20 protein-coding genes are annotated in these 17,453 nt (G+C 73.0%); 11 read left to right on the forward strand and 9 right to left on the reverse strand.

The genetic code is table 11. The features are described from left to right. Positions 1 to 57: 57 nt before the first annotated feature. Positions 58 to 1,551 carry a SulP family inorganic anion transporter gene (locus ACK4LS_RS07860; RefSeq protein ID WP_409715678.1) on the forward strand — a complete coding sequence of 498 codons (1,494 nt, stop codon included), beginning with the start codon at positions 58 to 60 and terminating at the stop codon, positions 1,549 to 1,551. 134 nt (positions 1,552 to 1,685) lie between these two features. Here ACK4LS_RS07860 and ACK4LS_RS07865 read toward each other — a convergent pair whose 3' ends face one another. Beyond that, a complete protein-coding gene (locus tag ACK4LS_RS07865; RefSeq protein WP_409715681.1) occupies positions 1,686 to 2,621 on the reverse strand; it encodes a helix-turn-helix domain-containing protein in 936 nt (311 codons plus the stop codon). Positions 2,622 to 3,042: 421 nt separating this feature from the next. On the opposite strand from ACK4LS_RS07865, the gene ACK4LS_RS07870 reads away from it, so the two are divergent. Further along, positions 3,043 to 3,399, forward strand: a complete 357-nt coding sequence (locus tag ACK4LS_RS07870; protein ID WP_409715684.1) for a hypothetical protein — start codon at positions 3,043 to 3,045, stop codon at positions 3,397 to 3,399. A gap of 89 nt (positions 3,400 to 3,488) precedes the next feature. Here ACK4LS_RS07870 and ACK4LS_RS07875 read toward each other — a convergent pair whose 3' ends face one another. Next, positions 3,489 to 3,938 (reverse strand): MarR family transcriptional regulator, encoded by a 450-nt coding sequence (locus ACK4LS_RS07875; protein WP_409715687.1) that lies wholly within the window; start codon positions 3,936 to 3,938, stop codon positions 3,489 to 3,491. Positions 3,939 to 4,132: 194 nt separating this feature from the next. Here ACK4LS_RS07875 and ACK4LS_RS07880 point away from each other — a divergent pair, with 194 nt between their 5' ends. The 5 genes from ACK4LS_RS07880 (at position 4,133) to ACK4LS_RS07900 (ending at position 7,645) form a co-directional block, all read left to right on the forward strand. Then, the gene (locus ACK4LS_RS07880) at positions 4,133 to 4,885 is read left to right on the forward strand and encodes a hypothetical protein (RefSeq protein WP_409715690.1); all 753 of its coding nucleotides are present in this window, start codon (positions 4,133 to 4,135) and stop codon (positions 4,883 to 4,885) included. After that, the gene (locus tag ACK4LS_RS07885) at positions 4,863 to 5,276 is read left to right on the forward strand and encodes a phage holin family protein (protein WP_409715693.1); all 414 of its coding nucleotides are present in this window, start codon (positions 4,863 to 4,865) and stop codon (positions 5,274 to 5,276) included. Before ACK4LS_RS07880 ends, ACK4LS_RS07885 begins: the two co-directional genes overlap by 23 nt. Continuing rightward, complete coding sequence (locus ACK4LS_RS07890) at positions 5,273 to 5,836, forward strand: DUF3618 domain-containing protein (RefSeq protein WP_409715696.1); 564 nt, start codon at positions 5,273 to 5,275, stop codon at positions 5,834 to 5,836. Before ACK4LS_RS07885 ends, ACK4LS_RS07890 begins: the two co-directional genes overlap by 4 nt. 199 nt (positions 5,837 to 6,035) lie before the next feature. Further along, a complete protein-coding gene (locus tag ACK4LS_RS07895) occupies positions 6,036 to 6,221 on the forward strand; it encodes a hypothetical protein (RefSeq protein ID WP_409715699.1) in 186 nt (61 codons plus the stop codon). A 227-nt stretch (positions 6,222 to 6,448) separates the two neighbouring features. Then, complete coding sequence (locus ACK4LS_RS07900) at positions 6,449 to 7,645, forward strand: glycosyltransferase (RefSeq protein WP_409715702.1); 1,197 nt, start codon at positions 6,449 to 6,451, stop codon at positions 7,643 to 7,645. Positions 7,646 to 7,676: 31 nt separating this feature from the next. On the opposite strand, the gene ACK4LS_RS07905 is transcribed toward ACK4LS_RS07900, so the two are convergent. Next, positions 7,677 to 8,009, reverse strand: coding sequence for a hypothetical protein (locus ACK4LS_RS07905; protein WP_409715705.1), 333 nt, complete (start codon positions 8,007 to 8,009; stop codon positions 7,677 to 7,679). 182 nt (positions 8,010 to 8,191) lie between these two features. On the opposite strand from ACK4LS_RS07905, the gene ACK4LS_RS07910 reads away from it, so the two are divergent. From ACK4LS_RS07910 to ACK4LS_RS07920, 3 genes are all read left to right on the forward strand, one after another. Then, positions 8,192 to 9,286, forward strand: a complete 1,095-nt coding sequence (locus tag ACK4LS_RS07910; RefSeq protein ID WP_409715707.1) for a type III polyketide synthase — start codon at positions 8,192 to 8,194, stop codon at positions 9,284 to 9,286. A gap of 89 nt (positions 9,287 to 9,375) precedes the next feature. Beyond that, positions 9,376 to 10,035 carry a methyltransferase domain-containing protein gene (locus ACK4LS_RS07915; RefSeq protein ID WP_409715845.1) on the forward strand — a complete coding sequence of 220 codons (660 nt, stop codon included), beginning with the start codon at positions 9,376 to 9,378 and terminating at the stop codon, positions 10,033 to 10,035. After that, positions 10,028 to 11,152, forward strand: coding sequence for an FAD-dependent oxidoreductase (locus ACK4LS_RS07920; protein WP_409715710.1), 1,125 nt, complete (start codon positions 10,028 to 10,030; stop codon positions 11,150 to 11,152). The genes ACK4LS_RS07915 and ACK4LS_RS07920 overlap by 8 nt, the downstream gene beginning before the upstream one ends. A gap of 34 nt (positions 11,153 to 11,186) precedes the next feature. Here the strand turns inward: ACK4LS_RS07920 and ACK4LS_RS07925 are convergent, their stop codons facing one another. The 4 genes from ACK4LS_RS07925 to ACK4LS_RS07940 all read right to left on the reverse strand — a co-directional run bounded on the left by ACK4LS_RS07925 (position 11,187) and on the right by ACK4LS_RS07940 (position 14,660). Beyond that, positions 11,187 to 12,017 carry a UbiA family prenyltransferase gene (locus tag ACK4LS_RS07925; protein ID WP_409715713.1) on the reverse strand — a complete coding sequence of 277 codons (831 nt, stop codon included), beginning with the start codon at positions 12,015 to 12,017 and terminating at the stop codon, positions 11,187 to 11,189. 67 nt (positions 12,018 to 12,084) lie between these two features. Further along, positions 12,085 to 12,639 carry a hypothetical protein gene (locus ACK4LS_RS07930; RefSeq protein WP_409715716.1) on the reverse strand — a complete coding sequence of 185 codons (555 nt, stop codon included), beginning with the start codon at positions 12,637 to 12,639 and terminating at the stop codon, positions 12,085 to 12,087. A 14-nt stretch (positions 12,640 to 12,653) separates the two neighbouring features. After that, on the reverse strand, positions 12,654 to 13,802 hold the full coding sequence (locus ACK4LS_RS07935) for a zinc-dependent alcohol dehydrogenase (RefSeq protein ID WP_409715719.1): 1,149 nt from the start codon (positions 13,800 to 13,802) through the stop codon (positions 12,654 to 12,656). Between the two features lie 81 nt (positions 13,803 to 13,883). Beyond that, positions 13,884 to 14,660 (reverse strand): MBL fold metallo-hydrolase, encoded by a 777-nt coding sequence (locus tag ACK4LS_RS07940; protein WP_409715722.1) that lies wholly within the window; start codon positions 14,658 to 14,660, stop codon positions 13,884 to 13,886. A 271-nt stretch (positions 14,661 to 14,931) separates the two neighbouring features. On the opposite strand from ACK4LS_RS07940, the gene ACK4LS_RS07945 reads away from it, so the two are divergent. Next, on the forward strand, positions 14,932 to 15,822 hold the full coding sequence (locus tag ACK4LS_RS07945) for an SDR family NAD(P)-dependent oxidoreductase (protein WP_409715725.1): 891 nt from the start codon (positions 14,932 to 14,934) through the stop codon (positions 15,820 to 15,822). Between the two features lie 102 nt (positions 15,823 to 15,924). On the opposite strand, the gene ACK4LS_RS07950 is transcribed toward ACK4LS_RS07945, so the two are convergent. Further along, positions 15,925 to 16,485, reverse strand: a complete 561-nt coding sequence (locus tag ACK4LS_RS07950; RefSeq protein WP_409715728.1) for a DUF2231 domain-containing protein — start codon at positions 16,483 to 16,485, stop codon at positions 15,925 to 15,927. Beyond that, positions 16,482 to 17,363, reverse strand: a complete 882-nt coding sequence (locus ACK4LS_RS07955) for a manganese catalase family protein (protein ID WP_409715731.1) — start codon at positions 17,361 to 17,363, stop codon at positions 16,482 to 16,484. Before ACK4LS_RS07955 ends, ACK4LS_RS07950 begins: the two co-directional genes overlap by 4 nt. Positions 17,364 to 17,453: the final 90 nt, after the last annotated feature.

Genomic DNA, 17,453 nt, shown 5'->3' on the forward strand with positions numbered 1-17,453 from the left:
GACCCCCCATTCTCCCCCGACGAGCGTCGGGTTCCCCCTCCCCCTAGGAGCACCGTCATGACAGACGTCTTCGCGCGCCCGCGCCCCGAACCCACCGTGCTGCAGGCCCTGCGCTCACCACGCCTTCTCACCCGCGAGGCCCTCGCCGGCCTCGTCGTCGCCATCGCCCTGATTCCCGAGGCGATCGCGTTCTCGATCATCGCGGGGGTCGACCCGCGCCTGGGCCTGTTCTCGTCGTTCATCATGGCGGTGTCCATCGCCTTCCTCGGCGGGCGCCCGGCGATGATCACCGCCGCCACCGGGGCGATCGCGCTGGTCATCGCCCCCGTCGCCCGCGAGCACGGCGTCGACTACTTCCTCGCCACCGTGATCCTCGGTGGCATCCTGCAGGTGGTGCTGGGCCTGCTCGGGGTGGCCAAGCTCATGCGCTACATCCCGCGCAGCGTCATGGTCGGGTTCGTCAACGCCCTCGCGATCCTCATCTTCACCGCGCAGGTCCCGCAGCTGATCGGCGTCCCGTGGGCGGTCTATCCGATCGCCGCGGCGGGCCTGGCGATCATGTACCTGCTCCCGCGGGTCACCAAGGTCGTCCCCGCGCCGCTCGTGGCGATCGTGCTGCTCACCGGCGCCGCCGTGGTGTTCGGCATCACCGTTCCGACCGTCGGCGACCAGGGCGCCCTCCCGGAGAGCCTGCCCGCGCTGCTACTGCCGAACGTGCCGCTCACGCTCGACACGCTCGGCATCATCTTCCCGTTCGCGATCGCCATGGCGATCGTGGGCCTGCTCGAATCGCTCATGACCGCGGCGCTGGTCGACGACATCACCGACACCCCCTCGTCGAAGACCCGCGAGTCGCTGGGCCAGGGGGCGGCGAACGTGCTGTCGGGCCTGTTCGGCGGCATGGGCGGCTGCGCGATGATCGGCCAGACCATGATCAACGTGAAGGCGTCGGGTGCCCGCACCCGCATCTCGACGTTCCTCGCGGGCGTCTTCCTGCTCGTGCTCGTGCTGGCGTTCGGCGACGTGGTCGCGATCATCCCCATGGCGGTGCTCGTCGCCGTGATGATCGTGGTCTCGATCGCCACCTTCGATTGGCACAGCATCCGCCCCTCGACCCTGCGTCGGATGCCGCTGAGCGAGACCGTCGTCATGGTCCTGACCGTCGCGGTGACGGTGTGGACCCACAATCTCGCGATCGGCGTGGGGGTGGGCGTGGTCGCCGCCGCGGTGCTGTTCGCGCGCCGCGTGGCGACGCTGACCAGCGTCACGCGCACGGTCGAGGGCGACCTCGCCCGGTACGTGGTGGAGGGCGAGCTGTTCTTCGCCTCGAGCAACGACCTGACCACGAAGTTCGCGTACCACCACGACCCGGCGCGGGTGGTCATCGACCTGTCGCGCTCGCACGTGTGGGACGCCTCGACGGTCGCGGCACTGGATGCCGTGCGCACCAAGTACGCGCACCTGGGTACGACCGTCGAGCTCGAGGGACTCAACCCCGCCGCCGCGCGTTTCCACGAACGCCTCAGCGGAGGACTCGGCGCGGGACACTAGGAACCGTCCGCGCCGAGTGGGTCGGGCGACGCCGGCACGAGCTGGCGTCGGAGGGGGGTCCCGGACGGGAGGAGGCCGCGACGCCGGTCGCTCCTTCCAGCAGCGGATCACCTCCGCTCGCGCGGCATCCCGAGTCAGGAGCGCAGCGTCGTCGAGGGCGTCTCGCCGAACTCCCCGCGGTACATCGCGGCGAAGCGCCCCAGGTTCGAGAAGCCCCAGCGCGCGGCGATGGCGGCCACCGTCTCGGTCGACGGATCCGCGCTGCGCAGCTCCGCGCGCGCGGCGTCGAGCCGGACGCGACGCAGGTACTGCATCGGGGTCCGTCCCGTCGCCGCACGGAAGGCGTACTGCAGTCCCCGCGGAGACAGGCGCGCGGCCTGGGCGATGTCGGAGAGCACGACCGGCTCGGCGGCGTGGGCCTCGACGTAGGCCTTGGCCCGGCGCACGGGGGCCGGAAGCGGCCGTGAAGGCCGACCCGCGGCGAGCGCGTCGGTGAGGGTCGTCGGGAAGGTCAGCAGCGACGCCTCCAGCATGAGCGTGCGGGCCTGATGCTGAACGAGCGGCGTGCGTTCGGGGGACCGCAGCAGCACATCGCGCGTGTACTCCCAGGTTCGCGACCAGTAGCGCATGCGCTGTTCGCTCACCGGCGCGTACCCCGTCGGGCGGACCCGGAGTCCGTCGTCTCCCGACAGACGACGCGCGGCGTCGTCGAAGTCGGAGCGCGCGAACGACACGGCCGTCCCCGCGATGCGCCCCGTGAAGGCGACCTCGAGAGGACGGTCCACCACCATGAAGGGCACCGCGGTGTCGATGCGCTCGCGACGGTAGGTGCCGGACACGCGAGGTCCTGCGATGCGGCCCACCACCACCTGGTCGAGGGGGTCGGATTCGACGAGCATCGTCGAACCGATCGTGTAGTCGCAGAAAGCGAAACCACTCTCCGCGGCCGCGTGCCAGGTGAGAGCCGGCTGGATGGCGTCTGCGCGCGAGATGCGCGCCCCGGGCACGACGGTCTGCCACAGGTGCTCCACCGTCTCGGCGTCGCGCGTCTCGATGTTCGTATGCTCCACGTAGGTTTCCTAAATCGTCCCGAATTGTGCGGCAAGACCGTTGCGCCTCGCCCGGACAGCGGATATGGGATCGCTCTCATGTCGTCGACGACACGTGGGATCCCTCCCGGATGGATGCCCCCCACCCAAATTCACCGTAACCGGCGAGGCGTGGAAAGTGCGCAATCCGGCGCTGTCGGCCGCGGCGCGCGCTCGGTTGGCCGGAACGCGAAGATCCCCCGCCCCGCGCCGGCTCGCTGCGCGCCCGACGCGACCGTCCCGGTGCGGCGCATCCGCGCGGCCGGTCAGCGCCCCGGCTCTGCGATGCGGCGGTCGACGGCGATGACCCGGTCGGCGGGTCTTCTCGTCGCACCGGGTCGCCGCTCGGACCGCCATAATGGGAGCGGTCGCCGTCCGGCGCCGGTCTGTCGAGGGGATGCCGATGCCGTTTCGCACGATGACCACGCTGCGAACGTGGATCGACGAGTTCCGCGCCTCGGGCTATGACGACGCCGAGATGCTCCGCGTCATCCCGCAGGACGAAGAGGACGGAGAGGACGCCGGGCTGGTGGCCGCGAAGCTGCGCAGCGTGTCCACGACGTTCTACATCGCTCCCGGGGCGGAGCAGGGGTCCACCGAGTGGGCCGTCACCTTCGAACCCCGCGAGAACGCCGCCCCGCTGCCGGCGGGGCGGGTCATGGCGCTGTCCGGGGAGCTCGCGACCCTGGCAGCCCTGTGCTCGTTCCTGCAGGCCCGGTCCGAGGCGTTCGTCGCCGCCGGCGCGCACGACCACGACTGACCCGTCTCACCCCGAGCCCGACCGACGCCCGGAAAGCCGGACGCGTGATCTGACGCCGCGGACAGCGCGCGGCGGTCAGCGCGCGGCGGTCAGCGCGCGGTGTCGACGAGGTGCTCGAGAAGGGCCGTCATCCTCTGGGCGTCGGCGGAGTCGAGCTCGGCCGCGGCCGCGTCGATGCGGGCGTCGAACTCGCGAAGGAGCGACCACGGCGGGGCGTCGAGGTCGACGATCGCGGTGATGTGATTGACCCGGCGGTCTTCGTCGTCGAGGTCGCGGCGCACGGCACCCCGCTGCACCAGCCGGTCGATGAGGGTCGTGACGCCCGCGGACGTGATCCCCAGATGGTCGCGGACGTGCGAGGGACGGGCGCCCGGGTTGTCGGCCACGAACAGCAGCGCACGGGCGTCGAGCTCGTTCAGCGCCAGTTCGCGACGGGCCTCGAAGGCCGCGACCCGGCGCGCCTCGCTGTAGGCCAGCAGAGCGCGACCCAGCGCCGTCCCCGGCACGGGGGTCGACGGGAGCTCGGAAGAGGTCTGCACGAGCCACGATCGTACTCAGTTCTGCGCCCCCGTCGGGACGCCGGCATCGCGCGTCGCCGTCGCCACGGCCCGGAGGGCGCACCAGCGCTTTCGCGATGGCGCGCGTTGCACGCCGACGGCGGCGGCGCAAGGCCCGATGCAGACCCGCCTTCGCGCACCTAGACCTGACCTTCCAACGGACGGAAGGAGCGAACATGTCGCAGTCCACCACGTCGCACGACGAGGGAAATGGCGTAGCCGCCAAAGCGGGGAGCGCCGCCCACGAGGCGTCGGCCACGGCGAAGACCGCCGGAGAGGCGGCCCACGGGGTCGCGGAGACCGGCGCACACGAGGCCGCCGCGGTCGCGAGCGAGGCGAAAGCCCAGCTCGGGGATCTCGTCGCGCAGTCGGGCCGGGAGCTCTCGGATCAGGCGTCGACCCAGCAGCAGCGTCTCGCCGAGGGCTTGAACTCGATGGGCTCGGACCTCAGCCGCATGGCCGACGCCGATGAGAACGGTGGCATGGCGGGCGACCTCGTCCGACGCGCCGCCGGTCACGTGTCCACCATCGGATCGTGGCTCGGCGACCGCGACCCGCAGCAGTTGCTGAAGGACGTCTCGTCGTTCGCTCGTCGACGCCCCGGCACGTTCATCGCCGTCGCCGCGATCGCCGGCGTCGTCGTCGGTCGACTCAGCCGTGCCATCGCCGCGGGTGCCACATCCGCTTCACCCGCGTCGAGCGGATCGTCTCAGCCGCGCGGACCCCTGTACGCCGAGGCGGACGCGGCGGTCAGAGACGCCGCGACCCCCGTGCCGACCCCGGTTCCCACGACCGCCCCCGCTTTCCCGGGCGGCACCCCGGGCGGAATGCCCGCAGCCGACCTCGATTCACCGCTCTACACCGAATCGGCCGCGCGCCTGGACGGTACTCGGGAGGAGGGCTCGCATGACCGACCCGACACCCTCTGAGCAACGAGCGGCGACGACCTCGCTCGGCGAGCTCGTCGGCGAGGTCACGCGCGACATGTCGACCTTGATGCGGCAGGAGCTGGCCCTCGCCAAGGCGGAGCTCACCGACTCCGCGTCGAAGTCGGCGAAGGGAGCCGGGCTGCTCGGCGGGGCGGGATACGCGGGCGGAATGGTCCTGCTCTTCCTGTCGCTCGCCCTTTGGGCGGCGCTGGCCCTGCTGGTCGGGTGGGCCTGGTCCGCGGTCATCGTGGCCGTCGTCTGGGCCATCGTCGCGGCGATCCTGTTCGCCCTCGGTCGCACCCAGTTGAAGAAGGTGCAGGGCGCCCCGCAGACCGCGGCGACCCTGCAGGAGATCCCGGAAGCATTCACCAGGAACGAGGAGAACCGATGACCGATTCACCGGAAGCAATCCGCGCCGACATCGAGCGCACGCGCGCCGAGCTGGGCTCCGACGTCGACGCCCTCGCCGACAAGGTGTCCCCCTCGAAGATCGTCGACCGGCAGAAGAGCAAGCTGCACGGGGCCGTCCGCGGAGTTCGCGAGCGCCTGATGGGCGTCGCCGAAGACACGGGCTCGGCGGCATCGTCGATGGCGCATCGAGCCGGGGACGCCGCGCACGGGGCCACCGACTCGGCGAAGGGCAACCCGCTCGCCATCGGACTCGTCGCCTTCGGCGCCGGACTCGTGCTGGCCTCGCTGATCCCCGCCTCCCGCGCCGAGCGCGATGCGGCCGCGAGCGCGAAGGACAAGGCCGCTCCGCTCATCGACGAGGCCAAGGACGTCGCGCGTGACATCGTCGGCGACCTCAAGGAGCCCGCCGGAGAGGCCGCCACCGCCATCAAGGACCGCGCCACCGAAGCCGTCCAGCACGTCAAGGACGACTCCACGGAGGCCGTCTCGACCGTGCGCGACCGCGCCCAGGGCGCAGGGGACGCCGTCCGCGACGCATGAGGACACCGCGGGACGGAGCACCGGGCTCGTTCCGTCCCGCGGTCAGGTCGACCCACCGGGCTCCCCTCCCCCGACGCGCATCGCGTCGGATCTGTCAAGAGGGTCTCGCACCGCCCGCCGGCGGTCTATCACTGTGATCAGGACACCCCGTCGGGAGACGGGGTCGGTCCCGTCGGGAGACGGGAGTGAGGAGAAGACCATGATCTACGGACAGCAGAGCGGACAGCAGGCGGGCTCGGTGTGGAGCATCGCGATGTCGACCGCCATGGGCAACGGCATCGTGCCGCGTTCGACCGAGGAGGCTCCGGCACGCATCGCGCCGCGCTGGCCCTGGTCGCGTCCGCGCGAGACCGGCGAGGCGATGGTGGCTGCGCCCCGCGCCTGACCCACCGCCCCTTCACCCGACGCGTCGGCTCCTTCCCCCGGGGGCCGGCGCGTCGGCTGTACGGCCGCGGGTCTCGGGTCGATCCGGTCGCCGTTTCCGGCGCCCGCAACCCGTGCCCGGGCGTTCACACGATGGTCTTTCCGACGTAACCCATCGCGCGGGGTCGAGCCTCCAGCATGGGACGACCGCATCCGCGGTGAACGATCCCCGCCCGGAAAGCGACCCCGATGACTCGACCCATCCGTGTGCTCTCCCTCTACGAGGGCTTCTTCGCCGGGGGTGCGCGCATCCTGCACTCCGACGTCGTGGCGGGCCTCTCGCTCGACGGATCGCAGCAGCACCGCGTGCTCTCGCTCACCTCATCCGCGCGTCGCGATGCGTCGCTGCAGTTCGCGCGAGACGACACGCGCTTCCGCCGGCTGCACGCGGCGGGCGTGGCGATCGACACCTTCGACCGGGTCGCCGGCGACGTCCCCCTCGCGCCCGAGCACTTCACCGCCGCAGAACTCGACCGGGCCGCCGGCCTCTTCGCGGACGCCGACGTCGTGCTGTCGCTCAAGGAGCAGCCGCTGAGCCTCGTCGTCGCGCTGCAGCGTGCGGGGATGCTCCCCGACCGTCCGGTCGCCGCGTGCCTGCACCGCTCGGATCCCTCCCATTCCGGGCCCGCGCTCGGCTGGTTGACGGATGCCGCCGCCTCGGGCGCGGTGACGGCGACGATCGCGTGCGCCGAGTCGACGTCCGACGCCTACGCCCGCGCGGGGGTGTCGGCCGCGGAGGCGTGGGTCATCGACAACGGCATCGACACGCGTCGCTTCCGCCCGGGTACGCGCGCCGAGCGACGCCGGATCCGCGCCCGCCTCGGCATCCCCGAGTCGGCCCCGGTCGTGCTCCTGGCCGCGCGCTTCGACGCGATGAAGGATCCGGGCCTGTTCCTGCGGGCCGCCGCACTGCACGCGCGGCGCTCCCCCGGAACGCACGTGGTGGTGTGCGGGTCGGGCATGACACGGTCCAACCCCGCGTTCGTCGACCTCCTCGCCGACAGCGGCGTGGGGGCCGAGGTCGCGCTCCACGCGCTGGGACTTCGAGAAGACATGCCCGAGCTGTACCGCATCGCCGACGTGGTCGCGCTCACGAGTGCCTTCGGCGAGGCCTCGCCGCTCTGCCTCGTCGAGGGAGCGGCATCCGGGGCGGTCCCGGTGACCACCGACGTGGGCGATGCCGCCCGCATGATCGACGGCTTCGGGCTCGTCACCGCTCGGACCCCCGAGTCGATCGTCGAGGCGTGGGGCGACGCCTTGGCGCTCCGACCGGCTCTGCGATCCGCGGCCCTCGCGGCCCGAGGGCGCCTCGACCGACGGCGCATGATCGACGACTATCGCGGTGCGATCACGGGCCTGCTGCTGGCGGACGCCCTCGCCGCCTGACACCGGCCGACCACGCGCTGAGCCGCGCGGCTCAGCCCATCGGCATCCAGGCGGCGATCGCGATGATCACGATCACGATCAGGGCGACCGCCGCCTGGACGCACATCAGCACGGCGAACAGGTAGCCCTGGTACGACGAGCGGCGTCCCGTCAGGCCGTTGGCCAGGAGGGCCGCGAAGATCGCGACCTGGAACGCGATGCCGATCCACGCCCAGGCCGCGACGATCGGGACGGAGAACGCGAACAGGACGATCGCGATCGCGGCGAGGATTCCGGATGCCAGGATCCACACGCGGGCGTTCGGCTCGCGTACGGCCTTCTGGTCGGTGACGCGGGTGGGGTCGAGCGGACGGTGACCGGTCATGGCGCATTCCTTGGAGTCGGGGAGCCGCCACCGTAGGCGGCCCGCCGGGGGACGTCGGCCGGGGTTGACAGACCCGTCGGCCCACCGAGAGCGGGCTGGACCGCGGTCACGGCACCATAGACGCCGTGCGCGCCGGGCACCATCCCCGCGCCGGCGCCGTCGAACCGTGCCTACAGTGAGGCATGACCGCCCGTATCGTGTCGATCGGCACGGCCCTGCCCGACACCCGCGTCACCCAATCGGCACTTCGCGACCTGTTCGCCGCGCAGCCCGGATTCGACCGGAAGAGCCAACGCCTCGTCGGCGCCGCCTTCGACGCGGCCGCGATCGACACCCGCCACACCGTGCTCCCCCAGCTCGCCGGCACCGCGGTCGACGGCCTCCCGGTCCGTGACGGCGACACGCTCCTCATGCCCCCGACGGGAGCGCGCAACGACGAATACCGCCGTACGGCTCCCACCCTGTTCGCCGAGGCCTCGCGGGCCGCCCTCGCCGGATCCGGCTACCGCGCGGATGCCGTGACGCACGTCGTGACCGTCTCGTGCACGGGCATGTTCGCCCCCGGTCCCGACTACCACCTCGTGCGCGACCTCGACCTCTCCCCCACGGTCGAGCGCTACCACCTCGGCTTCATCGGCTGCGCGGCGGCGGTTCCGGCCCTGCGACTCGCGGCACGGATCGTGGGCGACGACCCCACGGCGGTCGTGCTGGTCGCGTGCACCGAGTTGTGCTCCCTGCACTGGCAGACCTCGTCGCACACCGACCAGATCGTGGCCGCCTCGGTGTTCGCCGACGGCGCGGGCGCCGCGATCGTGGCATCCGCGGACGCGTCGCACGACGGACTCGACCTCGACGGCTTCGCCACGCACGTGCTCGACGACGGCGAGGAGGACATGGCCTGGACCGTCGGCGACTCGGGTTTCGAGATGACGTTGACGCCCGAGGTGCCGCGGATCATCGGTCGGGAGATCGCCGCGATCGCCGCCGACGTGCTGGGTGATCTGGCCGACATCGACGCGTGGGCGGTGCACCCGGGCGGGCGCAGCATCCTCGATCGCGTCGAGAACGCGCTCGACCTCGACCCCTCGGCTCTCGTCCCCTCGCGGGAGGTGCTGCGGCAGTACGGCAACATGTCGAGTGCCACGCTGCTGTTCATCCTGCGCGACCTGCTCGCCGACTCCGCGCGGGCGGAGGGCGACCAGGTCGCGGCGCTCGCCTTCGGGCCGGGGCTGACCGTGGAGGCGGCGAGGATCACCGTGCGCCGCCCGGCGGCGTGAGCGGGCGATCCGGCGTCCCCGACCGCCGCGTGTCGCGCACCGGCGGGCCGGTCGGGCTCGCTCGGCGCGACACGCAGCTGACGGAGTTGATGGACGACCCCGACTGCGACCCCCGTGCGCTCGCCGCCACCTACCGGCGCTTCGACCTGGTGAACCGCCTCGTCTCGGCGTGGGGGCACGTGTACCGCACGCGCGTGCGACCCGAGCTGCGCGCGCTGGGTCGCCCCGCCCGCGTGCTGGATCTGGGTTCCGGCGGCGGCGACGTCGTCGCCCGCCTGGCCGCGCTGGCCGCGCGCGACGGCCTCGACGTCGAGTGGGTGGGCGCCGACCCCGACCCCCGAGCGCACGAGGCCGCGCGCGAGCGCGCCCGGCCCGGGGTGCGGTTCGTCGCGCAGGGGTCGCGGGAGCTGCTGGCCGCCGGGGAGAGATTCGACCTCGTGCTGTCGAACCACGTGCTGCACCATCTCGACGACGACGCACTGCGATCGTTCACCGCCGATTCGGTTCTTCTCTCGAGGGGTGCCGTGCTGCACGCCGACATCGCGCGGGGGCGTCTCGCCTACGGCCTGTACGCCGCCGGCATCACGCCGCTGTCGGCGGGGACGTTCCTGCGCGTCGACGGGCTCCGCTCGATCCGACGCAGCTACCGCGCACCCGAGTTGGCCGCGGCCCTGGGCGCGCCGTGGCGGGTGGAGACGCCCGCCCCCTTCCGGGTGCTCGCGGTCGCGAGGGGGCGCGCCGATGCCTGAGGTGCTCGTCGTCGGAGCGGGGCCCGTAGGTCTGGCGCTGGCCGCGGACCTGCGGGCCCGCGGTGTCGGGGTCGAGGTCGTCGAACGGCGCGTCGACGCGGGTGCGGGCACGCGGGCGATCGGCATCCACTCCCCCGCGCTGTCGCTCCTGGAGCGCTCGGGCGCCACCGACGGCATCCGGTCACGGGCGGTGCGCATCTCGCGCGGCGAGGCGCGCGCCGACGGGCGGATGCTGGCCGAGATCCGCTTCGATCGGCTGCGGGCGCGGCATCCCTACGTGGCGGCCCTGCCCCAGTCCGACACGATCGAGGTGCTGTCCGCGCTCGCGCCGACCGTGCGGCGGGGTCTGACCGTGCGCGCGCTCCGCCAGGACGGCACGGGCGTGCGTGCGCGGGTCGACGGTCCCGCGGGCACGGAGGAGATCCACGCCGCGGTGGTCGTCGTGGCCTCCGGATGGGCGGGTCGCGATCTGGTCTATCGCGAGGGCGCGGTGCGCACGCACCACTATCCGGACCGCTACGTGATGGCCGACGTCGTGGCTCCGGGTGGGCCCGTGGCGCGCGTGCACCTCGAACGCGACGGGGTGGTGGAATCGTTCCCCCTGCCGGGCGGGCGCCGACGACTCGTCGCCTGGGCCGGCACGCAGGACGTGGCGGATGCCGACGGCTTCCTGCGCGAGGCGGTCGCGTCGCGCACCGGTGTCGACGTCGAGATCGCGCGCGCGTCGACGTTCCGGGTGCGCCGGGCGGTCGCCCCGGCACTGCGGCGGGGACGGATCGTGGTCGTGGGCGACGCGGCGCACGAGGTGAGTCCGATCGGCGGGCAGGGCATGAATCTCGGCCTGCTCGACGCCCTGACGCTCGCACCGCTGCTCGCGCCCTGGGTGCGCGCCGACGACGACACGGGACTGGACCGGTGGGAGCGGAACCGCCTGGCCTCGGCCCGGCACGCGGCGCGCCTGGCATTCCTCAACACGCTGCTCGGCCGGGCGGCGGGACCGGCGACGCACGCGGCCCGATCGGCGGCGTTGCGCCCGGTGCTGCGGGGGCCCGGGGGTGCGGCCTTCTCGCGGGCCTACGCGATGCGCTTCGATCGCGCGGCCCGTCCGGGCGGCTGAGCCGGCGGAGTCGGGCGGGCCGGCGACGCGCGTCTCAGGCGACGACGAGCTGAGCGGCCAGCAGCAGGGCCGCGAGCATCGTCAGCCGGAACACGGCGCGGCCGGGCGGGCGCACGAGCACCCACACCGCCGTCGCGAGCGCCACCGCCACCACGGCCGCGAAGAACACCGCGCCCACCCCCTCCCCGCCCGAGCCGGGGCCGAGGAGCACCGCGACGGCGCCGACCACGATCCCCGCCGCGGCGACCAGCACAGAGGCCCGGGCGCCGAACCGGTGCGGGAGGCCGCGCACGCCGGTCTCGCGATCGTCGTCGAGGTCGCGCACGACGTTCGTGAGATGCACGGCAGCTCCCAGGGCCGCTCCCGCGAGACCGGCCCAGGGCGCGGCGAGCGCGGGAGCGGTGAGCGACAGGGTCGGGAACGAGGGGAACAGTCCGAAGCTGAGCAGGAAGGGCACGATCGAGAACGGCGTGGACTTCAGGCCGGCGTTGTAGGCCCAGGCCGAAGCGAGCGCGATCGCGTGCGCGGCGAGCAGCCCCGGGCCGAGGGGCGCCGACAGCCCGAGGGCGATGACGACGGCGCCGACGGCGACGGCCAGCGCGCGCTCGGGCGCGATCGCGCCGCCGGCGATGGGTTTGTCGGTGCGACCGACTGCGGCGTCGCGGGCGCCGTCGATCGCGTCGTTGGAGAGTCCCACCGACACCTGGCCGGCGAAGACCGCGACCACGAGCAGCGCGAGGCGGGCGGGGTCGAGTCCCGCCGCGAGCCCGAGCGCGAGCGCGAGCACCGTGACCACCAGAGTGGGACCCGGGTGGGTCGCGCCCCACAGCGCGCGCGGGAGAGACGGCGTTGTCGCGGCATCCATCACTCCACGACGCTACCGCGGTGCGGTGCCGGCGGTCGCGCCGCGCCGGCGCGCGCGCGACGATGCGTCACCGGAGCAGGCGCCGCACGAGGGCGATCCCGCCCGCCGCGGCGACGATCCACGGTCCGACGACGATCAGCGGGTCGATCCAGTGGTGTCGTGCGTCGACGCGGCCGCGACGGTCCGCGAGGGGCGACCAGCGGCGCTCGGCGAGGATGCCGGTCTCGGCGATCAGGTCGTCGGGATGCCGGGACACCAGCGAGCGCACGTGGGCTCCCCCGGCATCCACCCGGTCGGCCGCGAGCAGCAGCAGCCAGTGCGCTGCGCGCGCCTCGCTGAAGCGCGCGTAGGCGTACCGGCGGATCACGCCGGAGACGCCGTGCAGTGGCTGGGCCGTGCCGAAGACGGGGGTGAGCCCGGCGTGCTCGATCGAGCGCTCGCGACCTCCCGCCGGTTCGGGCTGCTGCTCCGGCAGCGTCCAGGGGACGTGGATGTCGAGCCGCTGCTCCTTCGGGACGGAGGGGCGGTCGGCCGGGTCGAGGTCGGCCCCCCATCCGGGGATCCGGGCGCGCAGGTCGTCTGCGGACGGCGGCGGGGTCGGCTTGTCGGCGGTGGATGCCATGACGATTCTCCTTCTCACGCGGCCGGGGGCAGGATGACGGCCTTGACGAGGCCGTCGATCTTCGCCGAGACCATGTGGTAGCCCTCGGCGATGTCCTCGAGGGGGATGCGGTGGGTGATCATCTCGCGGGGGGAGATCCGGCCCTCGCGGATGTGCTCCAGCAGGCGCGGCCACTGCCGCGCGACCGGGGCCTGGTTGGTGCGGATCGTGAGGCCCTTGTTCATGGCGTCACCGAACTTCACGGCGGTGAACAGCGGTCCGTACGCCCCCATCACCGAGACGTTCCCGCCCTTGCGGACGGAGTCGATCGCCCAGTTCAAGGCGACCGGTGAGCCCGCCTGCAGTTTGAGCTTGGCGCCGGTGAGGTGCTGGAGGAAGTGGCCGTCGGCCTCGGCGCCGACCGCGTCGATCACGACGTCGGCGCCGAGGTGGTCGGTCTGCTTCTTCAGCTCGACCACGATGTCGCGGTACTCCCGGTAGTCGAGGGTCTCGGCGAAGGCGAAGGTGCGGGCCATCTCGAGGCGCTCGGACAGCTGATCGACCACGAGGACGCGACCGGCGCCCATCAACCAGGCCGAGCGGGCGGCGGCGAGACCCACCGGCCCGGCACCGAACACCACGACGGTGTCGCCCTCGACGATGTCGCCGAGCTGCGCGCCGAAGTATCCGGTCGAGAACGCGTCGGTGAGCAGCAGTGCGTCCTCGTCGTGCAGCCAATCGGGGATCACCCGCGGGCCGACGTCGGCGAAGGGCACGCGCACCATCTCGGCCTGGCCGCCGTCGTACCCGCCGGCGGTGTGCGAGTAGCCGTAGATGCCGCCCATGGCCGTGGCGTTCGCGTTGACGTTGTGGCAGTTGCTCAGCAGCCCCCGGGCGCAGAAGAAACAGGTCCCGCAGGAGATGTTGAACGGCACCATCACCCGGTCGCCGACCGAGAGGTTCTGCACCGACGAGCCGACCTCCTCCACGCGGCCGATGAACTCGTGTCCGAACGTGTGGCCGACGCGGGTGTCGGGGATCAGGCCGTGGTACAGGTGCAGGTCCGACCCGCAGATCGCCGCCCGTTCGACGCGCACGATCGCGTCGTTCGGGTGGACGATGCGGGGGTCGGGCTTGTCCTCGACGCGCACCTTGTAGGGGCCTCGGTAGGTCATCGCTCTCATGCGTGTTCTCCTCGTGCGTTCGGTGCGCTCATCGGCGGGGCGGGGCGGTGGGGGTCCGGGCGTCGCCGGTGCGTGCTCTCGTCAGTGGGCGCCGGTCGCCCGCGCCTCGGCGACAGCGAGGTCGACACCCCGCGTCCAGGCCTCCCCGTGCCCGGGGAGCAGTGTCGAGGCCGCGGTGGCGGTGAGCTCGGCCAGCACGGCCAGGGCGGCGCGGCTGTCGGCGGTCGCCGCTCGCGCCACGATCTGCGGGCCGACCCGGCCGGTGTACGGGTCGACGGTGACGAGGGCGTCACCGGTGAACAGCACATCGCGGTCGGGAAGGTGCAGGGCCAGATGGCCGTAGGTGTGGCCCGGGGTGGCGACGGGCACGAGGCCCCCGAGGACTGCCACCCCGGGCACCAGATCGCCCCGCGCGTCGACGCCGCGCACGCCCAGCGCGCCCGCGATCGCCATACGGGCCAGGAGCGGGATGCCGCCGGGATGCGAGAGCGGGTAGAGCCCCCGCGAGGACTCCCGGTCGTAGCGGTACGGATGCCGCACGAGCGGGACGTCCGCCTCGTGCACGTGGAGGGGGACGCGATGGCGGCGCTGCAGACGGCGAAGCGTTCCGACGTGGTCGAAGTGGCCGTGGGTGAGGTACACCGCCGCGATGTCGTCGGGAGAGCCGCCCACCGCCTCGAGGGCCCGGCACAGCAGCGGCCAGCTGCGCGGCAGACCGGCGTCGACGAGCACGAGTCCGTCGTCGGTGACGACGAGGTAGCTGTTGGTCACGGCGCGCGTGATCATCAGCACGCCGTCGGCCACCTCGCGCACGCCGTCGCGTGAGCCGGCGAGGTCCGTCCGCTCGATGCCTGTCATGCGGGCCACCCTCCGCGCGGTCACCGCCGCCCGCACACGGGGTTGCGGCGGGCCCGACGGAGGGGTATCGACATGCCGCGCGGACGCGGATCGGCACGGCGACCGCTCACGACGCCGCGGCGGTGACCGACCGCTCCGGCCGCACCGCCCGGGGTCCGCCCTCGCGCCCCGCACGTCAACCCCCGCGGTATCCGGCGGCGCGCCGCCTAGCGTGCGATCCATCCCGTCTCGCGTCGCGCCGGCGGAGCATCGCGTCACCGGAGGGAACCGCATGAGCCAGGTCGTCGTCGTCACCGGAGGATCCCGCGGCATCGGGCGTGCGACCGCGCTCCGCTTCGCCCGGCGAGGGGCGCGCCTGGTGCTCGTCGCGCGCGACGAGGTCGCCCTCGCCTCCGCCGCGGCGGACTGCCGCGCCCTCGGTGCGGAGGTGCAGACGCTCTCCATCGACCTGGCACTGCCCGACGGCCCCGCGCGCGCGGCCGACGGCGCGGTCGCCCGCTTCGGCCGCATCGACGTGTGGGTGGGCTCGGCATCCGTGTTCTCGTACGGGTCGGTGGAGGACACCCCCGACGCCGTGCGCGACCGCGTCGTCGAGACGAACCTGCTCGGCCACATGCGCGCGGCGCGCGCGGTGATCCCGCACTTCCGGGCCGGTGGCGGCGGAACGATCGTGTTCGTCGGCTCGCTGTACTCGCAGGTGGCCGGTCCGTACGTGTCGTCCTACGTCGCGGCCAAACACGGCCTGCTCGGCTTCAGCCGGTCGCTGCGTCAGGAGATGCTCGCCCACCGCGGCATCCGCGTGAAGATCGTGCTCCCCGCCAGCATCGACACGCCGATCTACCAGCGTGCGGCCAACGCGACCGGGCGCACGCCGTTCCCGTTGCCCCCGGTGGTCTCGGCGGACCGCGTGGCCCGGGCGATCGTGCGGGTGACGCGCGGGCCACGACACGAGGTCGGCGTCGGCGCCGCCCAGTTCGTGACCCGGCCCCTGCAGTTCCTGGTGCCGCGCGTCTACGACCGCTTCATCCGCACCCTGCAGCACCTGCTCGGGCTGCGCCGCCGCCCCGCGGCATCCACCACCGGCGCGGTGCTGCACGCGCAGCACGACCCCGGCGCGGTCAGCGGCGGCTGGGCCCGCGTGCCGTTCCGGCGGCCGCGCTGACGAGCGCCGGAGGCTCGATCGCGCGCAGCGGTGGCCTGCGCGCACCGACGGCGGTCGCACCGATGGACCCCGGATGCCACGGCATCCGGGGTCCGGATCGGCTCACGCGGTCTCGAAGCCCTCGCGCTGCGTGTTCTCGTCGGCCACGCGCACGCCCCAGCGGTACGCCAGCTTCCCCCCGAGCCAGCCCGAGACGCTCAGGCCGGCGGAGGCGATCAGGCTGAGCGCCACGGCCACGCCGGGGATGCGACCGAGGTCGAGCAGCCGGACGACGAGTCCCAGCGAGAAGAGCACCATCGCGGTGACGTTCAGCACCAGGTGGACCACGGCGGTCCGGCGTGCGGGCGTTCCCTTCGGGATACGGGAGTAGTCGAGCAGACCGAGCACGGAGGCCCCGACCGCCCCGCCGAGACCGATCGCGATCAACCACCGCGAGCCGGTCGCGAACGAGCGGGGGTCGTCGGCCGCGAGCCCGAGCAGATCGAACACCAGGCTCGACGACCATGCCCCGATGGGGATCGTCACGGCGACCGGGTGGAAGGGATGCCCGTAGGGTCCGGCCACGATCGACCGGGGGGCCTTGGCACTGCGCATCGCCGGGAAGCTCGCGCCGGTGTGCGACCCCCGACCGGGGCCGGGGGTCGCGACGTCGACGCCGCTCATTCCTTGTGCAGCGCGTCCTGGGCGCGCCCGGCCAGCTTCTCGACGACGTTGGGAAGCTCGGTCGTGCCGTAGAAGCGCGCGTCGGGGTGCGTGGGCGGGGGCATCGGCACGCCGGCGGGCGGCTCGGGCAGGTACGAGAATTCGCCCTTGCCGTCGGGGGTCGGCCCGGAGGCCCAGCTGCCCTCGCCGGCGGCGGCGCCGTTGGAGAAGTTGATGTACTGGTACGACACGTCGCGCTCCTCCTTCTCGAGCGGGAAGTTGCTCGGCACGGGAAGCTTCTCGAGGCCCTCGGCCTGCAGCTCGGCGGCCGCGGCCATCCACTGGTTCTGGTGCATGGTGTCGCGCGCCAGCAGGAACGCGAGCAGATCCTTCACCCCGTGGTCGTCGGTCTGGTGGTACAGCCGCGCGACCTGCACGCGGCCCTGCATCTCGGCGTTGGCGTTGGCGGTGAAGTCCGCGAGGAGGTTGCCGCTGGCGGTGATGAAGCTGCCCTGCCAGGGGTTGCCGTTCGAGTCGACCGGACGGGCGCCCGCGCCGGCCACGATGCCGTGCTGGATGTCGGTGCCGCCGATGACCGCGGCCACCGTCGGATCGTTCTGCACGGCGTCCTCGGTGATGCCGAGCGGTGCCTTCTCGAGCAGCTGCGCGATCATGATCGCGAGCATCTCGACGTGGCCCATCTCCTCCGCGCCGATGCCGAAGACGAGGTCGCGGTACTTCCCGGGAATGTGCATGTTCCAGGCCTGGAATTGATACTGCAGCGCGACGGTGATCTCACCGTACTGACCGCCCAGCACCTCCTGGAGTTTGCGCGCGTAGACGGCATCCGGCTTCTCGGGAGTGGCCGTGTGCTGGAGTTCCTGCCGGTGGAAATACATCGTCGCTCCTTTTCGCGCCGACGGGGGATGGAGCGGTCGACTGACCGCGACCGACGCGTGTGGGCCACGGAACGGCCTCCGCGCCCGTGT

Origin of the sequence: Microbacterium sp. (assembly GCF_046295495.1) — a bacterium.
Lineage (GTDB): Bacteria > Actinomycetota > Actinomycetes > Actinomycetales > Microbacteriaceae > Microbacterium.

Excerpts from the sequence above, each read along its gene's own strand:
- ACK4LS_RS07870 (WP_409715684.1), top strand. The coding sequence starts at position 3,043 with ATGCCGTTTCGCACGATGACCACGCTGCGAACGTGGATCGACGAGTTC.
- ACK4LS_RS07910 (WP_409715707.1), top strand. The coding sequence starts at position 8,192 with ATGACCGCCCGTATCGTGTCGATCGGCACGGCCCTGCCCGACACCCGC.
- ACK4LS_RS07950 (WP_409715728.1), bottom strand. The coding sequence starts at position 16,485 with ATGAGCGGCGTCGACGTCGCGACCCCCGGCCCCGGTCGGGGGTCGCAC.
- ACK4LS_RS07890 (WP_409715696.1), top strand. The coding sequence starts at position 5,273 with ATGACCGATTCACCGGAAGCAATCCGCGCCGACATCGAGCGCACGCGC.
- ACK4LS_RS07955 (WP_409715731.1), bottom strand. The coding sequence starts at position 17,363 with ATGTATTTCCACCGGCAGGAACTCCAGCACACGGCCACTCCCGAGAAG.
- ACK4LS_RS07920 (WP_409715710.1), top strand. The coding sequence starts at position 10,028 with ATGCCTGAGGTGCTCGTCGTCGGAGCGGGGCCCGTAGGTCTGGCGCTG.
- ACK4LS_RS07930 (WP_409715716.1), bottom strand. The coding sequence starts at position 12,639 with ATGGCATCCACCGCCGACAAGCCGACCCCGCCGCCGTCCGCAGACGAC.
- ACK4LS_RS07945 (WP_409715725.1), top strand. The coding sequence starts at position 14,932 with ATGAGCCAGGTCGTCGTCGTCACCGGAGGATCCCGCGGCATCGGGCGT.
- ACK4LS_RS07905 (WP_409715705.1), bottom strand. The coding sequence starts at position 8,009 with ATGACCGGTCACCGTCCGCTCGACCCCACCCGCGTCACCGACCAGAAG.
- ACK4LS_RS07860 (WP_409715678.1), top strand. The coding sequence starts at position 58 with ATGACAGACGTCTTCGCGCGCCCGCGCCCCGAACCCACCGTGCTGCAG.
- ACK4LS_RS07915 (WP_409715845.1), top strand. The coding sequence starts at position 9,376 with ATGGACGACCCCGACTGCGACCCCCGTGCGCTCGCCGCCACCTACCGG.
- ACK4LS_RS07895 (WP_409715699.1), top strand. The coding sequence starts at position 6,036 with ATGATCTACGGACAGCAGAGCGGACAGCAGGCGGGCTCGGTGTGGAGC.
- ACK4LS_RS07925 (WP_409715713.1), bottom strand. The coding sequence starts at position 12,017 with ATGGATGCCGCGACAACGCCGTCTCTCCCGCGCGCGCTGTGGGGCGCG.
- ACK4LS_RS07885 (WP_409715693.1), top strand. The coding sequence starts at position 4,863 with ATGACCGACCCGACACCCTCTGAGCAACGAGCGGCGACGACCTCGCTC.
- ACK4LS_RS07900 (WP_409715702.1), top strand. The coding sequence starts at position 6,449 with ATGACTCGACCCATCCGTGTGCTCTCCCTCTACGAGGGCTTCTTCGCC.
- ACK4LS_RS07940 (WP_409715722.1), bottom strand. The coding sequence starts at position 14,660 with ATGACAGGCATCGAGCGGACGGACCTCGCCGGCTCACGCGACGGCGTG.
- ACK4LS_RS07935 (WP_409715719.1), bottom strand. The coding sequence starts at position 13,802 with ATGAGAGCGATGACCTACCGAGGCCCCTACAAGGTGCGCGTCGAGGAC.
- ACK4LS_RS07880 (WP_409715690.1), top strand. The coding sequence starts at position 4,133 with ATGTCGCAGTCCACCACGTCGCACGACGAGGGAAATGGCGTAGCCGCC.